The following is a 12,564-nucleotide window of genomic DNA, read 5'->3' on the forward strand; positions in this document are numbered from 1 at the left end:
GGATGATCCCGAGCTGACCTCGCTGCGCCGGCGTCTGATCACCGCCGTCGTCCTGGCCGGCCCGGTCATTGCCATGGCCATGTTCCCCGCGCTGCAATTCCCGCACTGGCATTGGGTCTCGCTGGCCCTGACCGCTCCGGTCGTCGTATGGTGCGGCCGGACGTTCCACGCGGCCGCCTGGAACAACCTCAAACACGGGGTGGCCACCATGGACACCCTCGTCTCGCTCGGCACCCTGGCGGCATTCCTGTGGTCGATTTACGCCCTGCTTTTCGGAACGGCGGGCCAACCGGGCATGCAGCATGCCTTCGAGCTGACCGTCGGGCGCGACGACGCCCCGTGCCATGTCTACTTCGAAGTCGCCGCGGGTGTAACGCTGTTCGTCCTCGCCGGCCGCTACTTCGAGAAGCGTTCCAAGCGGACGGCGGGTGCCGCGCTGCGCACGCTCATGACACTGGGCGCCAAGGACGTCGCCGTGCTGCGCAACGGGGTCGAGGCCCGTGTTCCGATCGAACACCTCGCGATCGGCGACGAGTTCGTCGTGCGTCCCGGGGAGCGGATCGCCACTGACGGGATCGTCGTCGCGGGTTCGTCGGCGGTGGACGCCTCCATGCTGACCGGCGAGTCCTTCCCGGTCGAGGTCGGCGAGGGTGACGCCGTCACCGGCGCCACCGTCAACGCGGGCGGCCGGCTCGTCGTCCGCGCCACCGGGGTCGGCGACGACACGCGGCTCGCGCAGATGGCCAAGCTCGTCGAGCAGGCTCAATCCGGCAAGGCGCCGGTACAGCGCCTCGCCGACCGCGTCTCGCGGGTGTTCGTGCCCGTCGTCATCGCGCTGGCCGTGGCGACCCTGGCCGGCTGGCTCGCGGCGGGCTTCGCGCTCACGACCGCGCTGACGGCGGCCGTCGCGGTGCTGATCATCGCCTGCCCGTGCGCGCTGGGGCTGGCGACTCCGACCGCGTTGCTGGTCGGCACCGGCCGCGCCGCGCAGCTCGGCGTGCTCATCAACGGGCCCGAGGTGTTGGAGTCGACCCGCAAGGTCGACACGATCGTGCTCGACAAGACCGGCACCGTCACCACCGGCAAGATGACCCTGGTCGACCTGATCGCCGGCGCCGACACCGACCGCGCCGCTCTGCTGCGCTACGCCGGCGCCCTGGAAGACGCCTCCGAGCATCCCGTCGCGCAAGCAATCGCGCGCGGTGCCGCAGCGCAACTCGGCGCGCTACCGTCACCCACCGACTTCACCGGCGTCAACGGCAGGGGCGTGCGGGGCACCGTCGACGGTCGCCACGTCGTCGTCGGGCGCGAGAGCCTGTTGACCGAATGCGGAATGCCCCTCGACGCCAGCCTGTCCGCGGCCAAGGCCCGCGCCGAGAGCGAGGGCAAGACCGCGGTGGCCGTCGGCTGGGACGGCCTGACCCGGGGCATCCTGGTGATCGCCGACACCGTCAAACCGTCGAGCGCCGAGGCGGTGCGGCGGTTCACCGGCCTGGGCCTGACGCCGGTGTTGCTGACGGGGGACAACGCCACCGTCGCCGCCCGCATCGCCGGCGAACTCGGCATCGCGCAGGTCATCGCCGATGCGACGCCCGCCGATAAGGTGGCCGCCGTCGAACGCCTGCAATCCGAGGGCAAGGTGGTCGCCATGGTCGGTGACGGCGTCAACGACGCCGCGGCGCTGGCCGCCGCCGACCTGGGCCTGGCCATGGGCACCGGCACCGACGTGGCGATCCAGGCCGCCGACCTCACGGTCATCCGTGGTGACCTGCGCGCCGCCGTCGACGCCATCCGGCTCTCTCGGCAAACGCTGGCCACCATCAAAACCAACTTGCTGTGGGCGTTTGGGTACAACGTCGCCGCGATCCCCGTGGCCGCGCTCGGCATGCTCAACCCGATGTTCGCCGGCGCCGCGATGGCGGCCTCGAGCCTTCTGGTCGTCGCAAACAGCCTGCGGCTGCGCTCGTTCACCAGCGTCACCGCAGACGCGTGAAATGGAGAACGCGGGCCACGCGGATCTGGTGGGCCCACACGCGGAAACGGTCGGGGGGCGGGCCGCGATCGTATGGGATAGTTGGTCCGGCCGCCGCCTTCGGTGACGCCGACCGGCCCCTCGAAACTCACCTCACCCGCGCGCAGCGATCGATATAGCGAAGGTCACGACCGTTGGAGCAGTTCTTCGGAAAACTGTCCCTGTTGCACGGCTGGTTTCCGCCCGCCGTGCAGGGCCTGGCTCTGCTCGTCGTGGTTGTCGCGATCCAATGGCGCTCACCGAGCTGGCTCAAGCGGGTACTGCCGGTGGCGGTGATGGCGGCCGTCGCGGTGACCATGCTGGCCCGGTGGTACATCACCTCGCTCGGGGTGGCCGGCGACCCGGCACCGACGACGCTGTGGCTCTGGATCGCGATGAGCGGCCTGGCCGCCGCGGTGTTTTTGGTGGGCTGGCGGGGAATTCGCTGGTGGCGGCGGGCGGTGGCGGTGCTGGCGATACCGCTGTGCGTCCTGTGCGCGGGCATGGCGCTCAACGGCTGGGTCGGCTACTTCCCCACGGCACTCGCCGCGTGGAACCAACTGACGTCCGTGCCGCTGCCCGACCAAATAGACCGACTCCGGGTCACCGAGATGCAGGTCGCCGGGACCAGGCCGACCAAGGGCGTGGTGGTGCCGGTGGACATCGACGGCAACGGCCCTTCTGGCTCCCACTTCGCTCACCGCCGAGAATTGGTGTATCTGCCTCCCGCATGGTTCAACAGCAACCCGCCACCGCGGCTGCCGGCGGTCATGATGGTCAGCTCCGCCTTCAACACCCCGGCCGACTGGCTGGGCCCCGGCGGCGCCTTCACCGCCATCGACAACTTCGCCGCCGCGCACCACGGGTTCTCCCCGGTGCTGGTGTTCGTCGATCCCACCGGTTCCTTCGACAACGACACCGAATGCGTCAACGGCACCCGGGGCAATGCCGCCGATCATCTGACGAAGGACATCAAGCCCTTCATGGTGTCGAACTTCGGCGTCAGCGCCGACCGGGCCAACTGGGGCGTCGCCGGATGGTCAATGGGCGGTACCTGCGCCGTAGACCTGGCCGTCATGCACCCGGAGCTGTTCAGGGCGTTCGTGGACATCGCGGGCGATCGCGGGCCCAACGGCGGCTCAGCGGATCAAACCGTGGCCCGCTTGTTCGGCGGCAATCACGACGCCTGGGCCGCCTTCGACCCGGTCACGGTGATGACGAAGCACGGTCACTACGACGACCTGTCGGGATGGTTCGACGTGCCTGGGTCCGACGGTGCACACGACGTCGCGCCGGAAGGCAATCCCGCCCTCATTGCGTCCAGCAGTGATCCGGCGGCCAACCCGGAAGGACAGGATGTCGCGGCGCACACGCTGTGCGCCGTCGGCGCCGCCAACGGCATCGCCTGCGCGGTGATCACCCAGCCGGGCAAGCACGACTGGCCGTTCGCGGCGCAAGCGTTTGCCACGGCACTGCCCTGGCTGGCCTCGACGCTGGGCACGCCGAATGCCGAACCGGTGCAGCTGCCGCAACGGACGGTTGCCGAACCGCGTTGATTTCGCCGGTCGGCTTGCATCGGTGACAATCGAGCTCGGCAATATTCACAGCTGACCCTCCCGTGACGAAGCCGACATCTGGGCACGGCGAGTGGTACGGTTCGCGGCTGTGGCCTTGATGTTTTGCACCGGTGGCGGTTCCTGCGGGGACCCGTCTGGTGCGCCTGCCACGATGAGCGGGCGAATACTCGGGCTGAATTCGCTATTTCTGTCACCGCGTGATCATGTGATCGACGCACTCGCTTGTCAGTCATGAACCGCCGCCAGTTCCTGGGATCGCTCGCCGCGTCAGTCGTCGCCGGCGTAGGCGCTGCGCGGCTCATCGTCGATCCGCAGCCCCGCACGTTTGCCCAAAGCGCGGCGGCCGACATAGCGACTTCCGGCCCGACCGCCCCACAGGCCCTGTTGCCGCCCCCGCCGCTCAGTGCCCGCATCCCGCTGCCCGGCGGCGGGGCCCTGACGAAAATCCCCGGCGAGGGTGATCTGCTCGCGCTCACCGTCGACGACGGCGTCAACGGCGAGGTGGTGCGGGCCTACACGCAGTTCGCCAAGGACACCGGCGTACGGCTGACCTATTTCGTCAACGGGATTTACGACTCGTGGACCGAAAACCTCGACCTGCTTCGACCATTGGTCGACAGCGGGCAGATCCAACTCGGCAACCACACCTGGTCGCATCCGGATATGACCACCCTGCCGAAAGAGCAAGTCGCCGAACAGCTCTCGCGCAATGATGCGTTCCTGAAGAACACGTACGGCATCGGCGCGAAACCGTATTGGCGGCCGCCCTACGCGAAGCGCAACGCCGCCGTGGACGCGGTCGCCGCCGACCTCGGCTACAAGGTCCCCACCCTGTGGTCGGGCTCGCTGTCGGATTCAACGTTGATCACCGAGGAGTACATCGTGCAGATGGCCGATCAGTACTTCACGCCGCAGGCCATCGTCATCGGCCACCTCAATCATCTGCCGGTGACGCATGTCTATCCGCAACTCGTCGACACCATCCGCGAGCGCAACCTGCGCACCGTCACCCTCAACGACGTCTTCCTCAAAACGCCGTAGACCCTGCGCAATTCATCGGGCCGGACGGATGTTCTGGTTGATGTGGAAGAGGTTGCCGGGATCGTATTGCGCCTTGATTTCGGTAAGCCGCTGGTAATTCGGACCGTAGGTCGCCCGGACCCGCTCTTGTCCCTCGTCCATCATGAAGTTCACATAGGCACCGCCGGCCGAGTACGGGTGGGTGGCGTCCCAGTAGTCGACGGCCCAGTGTTTCAACAGTTCGGCGTTCGCGGGATCGGGGTCCACTCCGGCGATGACTTGCGAAAAGTTCACGTCCCGGTAGGCCCATGCCGTGTCTGTCTGGCCGACCCGGTGGACCGCGCCGTCGATGGGGTACAGGTGCATCGTGGAGTGCATGGTCGGCAATTCCTCCGTGAAGCGGGCGTGGGCGGCAACCGCGCCGTCGGCGATCGTCCGGAAAAAGTCTCCTCGCCAATACCATTGCAGCCCTTTGGGATACAGGCCATCGAAGGTGGACTGCAGCGCGGGGAAGGGCGCGGCACCGAGACCGTCGAAGGCTGGTTCCATTTGGCGCACCGGCGCGAACACCTCCTCGGCGGCCGCGGGATCACCCGTGTAGCACCAGACCACGGCACAGGCCTTCTGCAAGTGGAACGCCTCCGGGAACGGCGCCACGGGAGGGACGGTCATCGCCGCGAAGAATCCGTAGAGATCATCGTCCTGTGCCGGGATGAACTCGCGGTACCAATTGAGGATGTCAGCGGTGGCCGATGCGGGCCAGGCGGTGGGACCACAGATCACTGTGTGCACGGGATGGAGCCGGAACGTGAAAGACGTAGCCACGCCGAAGTTTCCGCCGCCCCCGCGCAGCGCCCAGAACAGGTCGGGGTGCTCGGATTCGGACGCCCGCACCACGCGACCGTCTGCCAGCACCAGCTCGGCCTCCACCAGGTTGTCGATGGTCAAGCCATGTTTGCGAGACAGGTAACCATGACCGCCGCCGAGGGTCAGGCCCCCAACCCCGGTGCTCGAGATGATGCCCGAAGGAGCCGCCAAACCGTGTGCGTGCGTCGCCCCGTCCACTTGAGCCCACGTTGCGCCACCTTCGACCCGGGCGGTGCGCCTGTCGGCGTCCACGTCGACCCGGTTCATCGGCGACAGGTCGATAACCAGCCCGCCATCGACGGTGCCGAACCCCGGCCCGTTGTGGCCGCCCCCGCGCACGGCGACATCCAGGTTGCGGGCGCGCGCGAATTCTATGGCGGCGGTGACATCCGCGGCAGATCCGCAGCGCGCGATCACCGCCGGCCGCTTGTCGATCATGCCGTTGTGCACGGCGCGCGCCTCGTCGTATCCCGGGTCGTCGGGCAGGATTACCTGCGAGCCGAGCCTGGCCCGTAGTTCATCGGTTGCGGTTGTGAGGCTCATCGCCCACACCTCCTTGTTTGCTCGCAAGTGTCGATGCCGCGACGCTACGAGGCCGGTGAGCCCGCGTCATGACCACAACCGAGCATTTCCGAGGCTTTCCACGATAGTCACATCTGACTATCGACCCACCCGATCGCTGCGGTTACGTTGTTTGCATGGCGCTGTGGGTGCCGCCGCCGCTCCCGGCCGAACTGATCGCTCGCCGCCGTGGCCCACTCGTGGGTCGCGCCGCGGAACTCGCGGTGTTCGAGCAGGCCTGGGAACGGGTGGAGCGGGGCAACCGCCAGGCGGTCTTCATCGGCGGTGAACCCGGGGCCGGCAAGACGCGCCTGGCCGCGGAGGTGGCCGGGTCGCTGTTCGACCACGGCGTCGCGGTGCTGGTGGGAGGTTCGACCGCGGATGAGGATCTGCCCTACGCGCCCTTCGCCGAGGCGCTCGATCGGCTGCTGATCGCTGGTCCGCCGGGTTCGATGGCCGAGCTACTGGACGACGTAGGGCCGCAGCTGCGGCGGCTGTCAGCGCTGGTGGGGCGGCACTTGCCCGACGTCGGCCCGGCGCCCGATGTCGGGGTGCAACGGCAGGCTCTGTTCGACGCGTTCACCGGCTTTCTGCGCCGGCTGGCGGTCGATCGCCCGGTCGCGTTGATACTCGACGACCTGCACTGGGCGCAGCTGCCTACGCTCGCGCTGCTCGAGCACGTGCTGATCGGCTGCTCCGATGTGCGGGTCCTGGTGGTGGTCACGTTCCGCACGACCGAGCCCGACCGGTCCGATGATCTCGCGGCCCGGCTGGCCGAGCTGCACCGGTTCGACGGGGTGCGGCGCCTGGACCTTGCGGGCCTCGACACCGAGGCGATCGCCGAGTTCGTGGCGCGGACCCAGCAGCTGGCCCCGGCGTCGGCACGCACGGCCGCCGCGATGCTGCGGGAGAGAACCGGCGGCAATCCGTTCTTCTTGACCGAACTGGTCAACGACCTTGAAATCCGCGGCGGCCTGGCCACATTGAGCACGCAGCAGACGGTCCCCGCCTCGATCGGCGACGCGATCGCCCGCCGCCTTGCCGGACTAGGTACCGGCGTGCGCGCGGTCATCGAGCAGGCGGCCGTGCTGGGCCAGACGTTCGACCTCCCGGCGCTCATCTCGACGTGTGACACGGAGGTCGGCGCGACACTGGCGGCGATCGATTCAGCCGAGGCCGTCGGGCTGGTCCGCGCGGTTCACGACTCCGACGGTGAATTCGCGTTCGTCCACGCGCTGACCCGTGAGTCGGTTCTCGGCGGGATGGCGGCCTCGCGGCTGCGGGTCATGCACGCGCGCGCCGCCGAGGCGCTCGAGGGCCGCGCCGACCCGTCGCTCGTTCCGCGCCTGGCCCATCACTTCCTGACCGCGCACGTGCTGGGCTATCACGAGCAGGCGCTGCGGTACGCGCGCCGGGCGGCCCGGATGGCCGAGCAGAGTTTGGCCTACGAGGACGCGGCGAAGTGGTTCGAGCGGGCAGCGTCGCTGCCGGAGCTCAATCTCACCGAACGCGCCCGCTTGCACCTTGACGCCGCCGCCAACCACGTGCGCGGCGGCTCGTTCGCGCGGGCACGGGTCATCTACGAACGCATCGGCGCGATGGACGATCCACTGATGCGGCTGGAGGCCGCCGTAGGCTACGAGGAAGCTAATTGGCGGCCAGCGCAGGCGAATTCGAAGGCGGCCGACTTGCTCGCGGCGGCGCTGGAATCCTGCGGACTGCAAGCCGACGACCCGCGCTACGTGCAGGCGCTCGCCAGCTTCGGGCGAGCGCTGGCCTTCGCCGGCGAAGCGGCGCGAGCCCGCGAGGTCGGCGCCGACGCGATCGCGCGGGCACGGGCCGTCAACGACGGCGCAGTGCTCCTGCATACGCTGAAAACTAGCCTGTGGCAAGGCCTCACGCCCGAGATGAGCGAAATCCAGGAGCGGCGCTCGGCCGAGGTCTCCAAGATGGCGTTGTCGCGTCGCGATTACGAGTCATTGGGCGCGGCGTCACATTTCCACGCCCTGGTCAGCTACCTGGCCGGCCGCCCCGACGGCCTTGCCGCTGCGACGGCCGACATGCGGCGCGCGGCCCAGGCGTGCGGGCAACCGGCTTTCGGGTTTGTCGGCGCCTGCATGGAGCAGGCGCTGGCCTACCTGCGCGGCGACTTCACCGGCGCCGAACGCTGGGCCGACATCGCTTTGCACACAGGCGATTTATTCGGCGCCGACGACACCGAAGGCTCGAACGGGGTGCAGATGTTCATGATTCGCCGTGAGACCGGCGACCTGAAGAAGTTCGGCAGGTTCATTGACGGCAGTGAGACGTTCACCGGCCGCTGGGTGCCCGGCCTGCTTGCCTTATATACCGAGCTCAACTGCGAACGGGGGATGACCCGTGCGCTCAACCAACTGCTCAACCGCAACCTCGGCGACCGCCTCGAGGACGCGCAGTGGCCGATGGAACTGGTGTTCATGGTCGAGGCGGCCTTGGAGCTGTCGCACCGTGAAGCGGTCCACGCGCTGCGCCCATTCGTCGCGCGTTATGCCGGAAAGAATTTGGTGGCGGGCCAGTTCGTCGCGCTGTTCGGCAGCGCCGACCGATATCTGGCCCGGATGGCGGCGCTCTGCGGGGACGTCGCCGCGGCCGAGCGGCACTTCGCCGCCGCGATCGAGATGGATCGCCGGATGGGATCGGTGGTGCATATCGCCGAGACCCTTGCCCGGCAGACGATGTTCGAGGCGGCGTGCGGTCGCACCGAGGACGCCCGCCGCCTGGCCGACGAGACGCGCGCAATCGCCGGTGCAATCGGCCAGACCCGGGTCGTCGAACTGGTGGATTCGCTGCGGACAACTGGTCCGGACGGCCTCACCGAGCGGGAGGTTGAGGTGCTGCGGCTACTAGCTGAGGGGTTGAGCAACCGGGCGATCGGCGAACGCCTTTTCATCAGCACCAACACCGCCGCAAACCATGTACGCAACATCCTGATCAAGACGGGGGCGGCGAACCGCACGCAGGCGGCGATGTACGCCTCAGATCACGAGCTTCTCGGGTAGCGTGTCCTCAGATTTCGGACAGGGCCCCGTCCGGCGTCAACCGCTCTTTTACTTCGACGACGGAGTCGGCAGGTAGGCCTGCGCGTGCGGCCGCCAATCTGATGGCCTCCGGTGACGGCGCCTCATACAGGCAGTAGGTCTTTCGTTTGTCCGCCGACAGGAACGAGTACATCCAGCGAACGCCCGCTTCGTCGTTGATCCGGTTGATACCGTCGGCAACTTCGAGGTCCGGTTCTAGTTCCTCGGCGAAGTTGCGCTCGACCATGAAGATGGGCACGGCGGACTCCTGTTCACTGTGTTGGGTCGAGCCTAAGGTCTCAGCGTCAATCGCGACATAGAAATTCCCGCGGGTGTCACTCCCGAGCCGCCTCGCCGGGATCGGCGAGCAACATCTGTAAGGTCTCGCGCAGTTCACCCATTCGCTGCCGACCCAGGACCCGTTCCCATCGCCGCTCCAAAGCGACCGCGTTCGAACGCATTACACGCAGGGCCTGTCGGCCCCTCGGTGTCAGCTCGATGATTCGGGCTCGCGCGTCTAGGGGATTGGGCACTCGGGTGACGTAGCCATGCCGCTCCAGCCCGGCGATCGCCTGGGCGACCGCCTGCCGGGTCACTTGGAGTCGATCGGCGAGCTCCGATGCGTGCAGCCCGCCGGCAGCCAGCGGCACGAGCGCGCCCGCTTGCGCCGGGCGGATCCCGTCAAGTCCCGTCGCGGCAAACGCCGCCCGCAATCGCGGCCCCCCCGACGCGGCCAGCAGATTCACCAGTGCGGGCACGGTGGGCTGCCAATCGGGCTGCAGAGGGCGTCGCATGAAACGAGTGTGCCATCCCGACGGAGATTGACAAGTTACTTGTCAAATGCAACATCGGCTGCCACGATGACGGCATGCGATCGCTTCATGGCCGGGCCGTCAGCGTCAGCCTCATCGCCGTCCTGGCTGCCGTGCTCGGCGTAAGCCTTGGCTGCGGCGGCCACGCACTCGGCACGCCTGACTCGCAATCGATCCCGGTCGGGCAATCTACACACAGAATCCAGTCGGGCGGCATCAGCCGGGCCTTCCACCTGTACCGACCCCCGGGGTTGGCCGACGCCGTGCCGGTGGTGGTCATGCTGCACGGCGGCTTTGGTAACGGCGCGCAGGCCGAGCGCTACTACCACTGGGACGCCGAGGCCGATAACGGGCATTTCCTGGTCGCCTACCCCGACGGCCTCAACCGGGCATGGAACGCCGGAACCTGTTGTGGCGAACCCGGTTACCTCAACACCGACGATGTCGGCTTCATCAACGCCATGGTCGGCGCCATCGGAAAGGAAATCCCGGTCGATCGCGCGCGTATCTATGTCACCGGTATGTCGAACGGCGCCATGATGGCACTTCGAATGGGCTGTCAGTCTGATACTTTCGCGGCGATCGCCCCGGTGGCCGGCACCCTGCTGACGGACTGCTCTGGGGCACGGCCGGCATCGGTTCTACAGATCCACGGCACCGCCGACGACAGAGTCCCGTATGACGGCGGCGCTGGAAAAGCCGTCGCGGCCAACGGATCTCCGCGCGTCGACGGGCCATCGGCAGAATCCGTCAACGCCACCTGGCGCGCCATCGACGGATGCCGAGCGCCGAACTCAACCACCTCGGGCGCCGTGACAACGCAGACGGCGGACTGTGCCGACGAGCGTACGGTGGAGCTGATTTCGGTGGCCGGGGCCGGCCATCAATGGCCCGGCGGCGAGCCGAGTCCCCTGGCTGAAAAGGTCGCCGGAATTCCGGCGCCGTCGACGGCGCTCGATGCAACGGACACCATCTGGCGATTCTTCAGCCAGAAACATCGGTAGCCCAAGCCATCTCCGAGATCGAGACCATGCCGGCGCGCCCGGTCACCACGTCGTTCCGTTTCCGGACCCGCGCTCCATTGATGCACGCCGCGCCCACGCGGCCCGAGGGTTTCGGTCGGCGGCCGCCGCCGAACCTTACCGCGCGTCGAACATTGCGCCGATGAGCCGGTGTAGCACCTGTCCGGTTTCCCGGCGGGTCCGTTTCGGGTCGTCAGCGGTCGCGATGACCATGGCCGCCTCGTCGAGCGCGCCGATCAGCACGTGCGCCAACGGACGGACCGGCTGCTCGGCCAGTTGGCCGGCCCGGATCGCCTCGGTGAGCATCTGCTCGGTCATGCCCAGGCTGTAACGCTGGGCGACATCGCGGAATTCGGCCCAGCCGAGCACGCTGGGCGCATCCAGCAGGATCAACTGGCGTACTTCGGGATCGCCGGAGACGTCGAGCCATGCGTCGACCGCGGCCCGGACCGCCTCCGCCGGCGTGGTGGCTCCGGACTCGGCCACCACAACGGCCATCCGCGCCATCACGTCCTGCTCGACAACCTCGACGACCTCGCGGAATAGCGCTGCCTTGTCGGCGAATTGGTGGTACATCGCACCTCGGGTCACCCCGGCGGCGGCGGCGATCTCCGGCGTCCCCACCTCGGCGTAACCACGCTGCCCCCACAGCCGGCGGGCAGCGGCGATCAGCGCGTCGCGGGTCGCCGCGGAGCGCTCTTCCTGGGTCCGTCTCTTGATTTCCATACAACCTGTTGGTAACTTACGAACAGGCAGCCTGTTTGTAAGTGTACCGCTGAATTAGGAGTTTGTTATGTCGACGATCGACATTAGTGCTGGAACCATCCATTACGAAGCAACCGGACCCGTGGATGGCAGGCCGGTGGTCTTCGTGCACGGATACATGATGGGCGGGCAGTTGTGGCGCCAGGTCAGCGAACGCCTGGCCGCTCGCGGTTTGCGCTGCATCGCCCCGACCTGGCCCTTGGGCGCGCATCCGGAGCCGCTGCGCCGCGGCGCCGACAAGACCATCACCGGTGTGGCCGGCATGGTCGCCGAGGTGCTCGCCGCTCTCGACCTGCAGGACGTGGTGCTGGTCGGCAACGACACCGGCGGGGTTGTCACCCAGCTGGTGGCTGTGCACCATCGCGAGCGGCTGGGTGCGCTCGTGCTCACGAGTTGCGATGCGTTCGAACATTTCCCGCCGCCGATCCTGCGGCCGCTGCTCCTGGCCGCCAAGTCGAAGACGTTGTTCCGCAGCGCGATTCAGGCGGTACGCGCGCCGGTCGTGCGGGCACGGGCGTTCAACGGCCTGGCACATAGCAACATCGATGACCTCACCAAACTCTGGGTGCGCCCGGCGTTGTCGCTTCCGGCGGTCGCCGAGGACCTGCGGCAGTTCACGCTTTCGATGCGCACCGAGGTGACGACGACGGTAGCGGCCCGGCTGCACGACTTCGACAAGCCGGCGCTTATTGCCTGGTCGGCCGACGACCTGTTCTTCGAGCAGGAAGACGGGCCGCGGCTGGCCGCGGCCATCCCCAACGCCCGCCTTGAAGTCATCTCAGGGGCCAGGACCTTTTCCATGGTCGATCAGCCCGACCGCCTCGCCGATCTGCTCTCGACTGTCGCGGTGCGCACCTGACCGAGCGCCCGCAA

At 67.9% G+C, this 12,564-nt stretch carries 10 protein-coding genes; 6 read left to right on the plus strand and 4 right to left on the minus strand.

Annotation, left to right across the window (positions count from 1 at the left end):
• The 3 genes from AC5Y4F_RS24960 to AC5Y4F_RS24970 form a co-directional block, all read left to right on the plus strand.
• On the plus strand, positions 1-1,993 hold a 1,993-nt coding region (locus tag AC5Y4F_RS24960; RefSeq protein ID WP_499999232.1), incomplete at its 5' end, for a copper-translocating P-type ATPase.
• A gap of 173 nt (positions 1,994-2,166) precedes the next feature.
• On the plus strand, positions 2,167-3,567 hold the full coding sequence (locus AC5Y4F_RS24965) for an alpha/beta hydrolase (protein WP_499999234.1): 1,401 nt from the start codon (positions 2,167-2,169) through the stop codon (positions 3,565-3,567).
• 252 nt (positions 3,568-3,819) lie between these two features.
• Positions 3,820-4,629: a polysaccharide deacetylase family protein gene (locus AC5Y4F_RS24970; protein WP_067930865.1), complete on the plus strand. Its 810-nt coding sequence runs from the start codon at positions 3,820-3,822 to the stop codon at positions 4,627-4,629.
• 12 nt (positions 4,630-4,641) lie between these two features.
• Here the strand turns inward: AC5Y4F_RS24970 and AC5Y4F_RS24975 are convergent, their stop codons facing one another.
• Positions 4,642-6,018, minus strand: coding sequence for an FAD-binding oxidoreductase (locus AC5Y4F_RS24975; RefSeq protein WP_499999241.1), 1,377 nt, complete (start codon positions 6,016-6,018; stop codon positions 4,642-4,644).
• Between the two features lie 155 nt (positions 6,019-6,173).
• Here AC5Y4F_RS24975 and AC5Y4F_RS24980 point away from each other — a divergent pair, with 155 nt between their 5' ends.
• The gene (locus AC5Y4F_RS24980; protein WP_067930859.1) at positions 6,174-9,074 is read left to right on the plus strand and encodes a helix-turn-helix transcriptional regulator; all 2,901 of its coding nucleotides are present in this window, start codon (positions 6,174-6,176) and stop codon (positions 9,072-9,074) included.
• Between the two features lie 7 nt (positions 9,075-9,081).
• Here AC5Y4F_RS24980 and AC5Y4F_RS24985 read toward each other — a convergent pair whose 3' ends face one another.
• Positions 9,082-9,351: a DUF4242 domain-containing protein gene (locus AC5Y4F_RS24985; protein ID WP_067930856.1), complete on the minus strand. Its 270-nt coding sequence runs from the start codon at positions 9,349-9,351 to the stop codon at positions 9,082-9,084.
• A 76-nt stretch (positions 9,352-9,427) separates the two neighbouring features.
• Positions 9,428-9,886 carry a MarR family winged helix-turn-helix transcriptional regulator gene (locus AC5Y4F_RS24990; protein WP_499999244.1) on the minus strand — a complete coding sequence of 153 codons (459 nt, stop codon included), beginning with the start codon at positions 9,884-9,886 and terminating at the stop codon, positions 9,428-9,430.
• Positions 9,887-9,960: 74 nt separating this feature from the next.
• Here AC5Y4F_RS24990 and AC5Y4F_RS24995 point away from each other — a divergent pair, with 74 nt between their 5' ends.
• Complete coding sequence (locus AC5Y4F_RS24995) at positions 9,961-10,908, plus strand: extracellular catalytic domain type 1 short-chain-length polyhydroxyalkanoate depolymerase (protein WP_499999246.1); 948 nt, start codon at positions 9,961-9,963, stop codon at positions 10,906-10,908.
• Between the two features lie 135 nt (positions 10,909-11,043).
• On the opposite strand, the gene AC5Y4F_RS25000 is transcribed toward AC5Y4F_RS24995, so the two are convergent.
• The gene (locus AC5Y4F_RS25000) at positions 11,044-11,652 is read right to left on the minus strand and encodes a TetR/AcrR family transcriptional regulator (protein WP_067930849.1); all 609 of its coding nucleotides are present in this window, start codon (positions 11,650-11,652) and stop codon (positions 11,044-11,046) included.
• Positions 11,653-11,719: 67 nt separating this feature from the next.
• Here AC5Y4F_RS25000 and AC5Y4F_RS25005 point away from each other — a divergent pair, with 67 nt between their 5' ends.
• A complete protein-coding gene (locus tag AC5Y4F_RS25005) occupies positions 11,720-12,550 on the plus strand; it encodes an alpha/beta fold hydrolase (RefSeq protein ID WP_067930846.1) in 831 nt (276 codons plus the stop codon).
• Positions 12,551-12,564 lie beyond the last annotated feature (14 nt).

The sequence above is a fragment of the Mycobacterium sp. NGS56 genome (assembly GCF_059812425.1).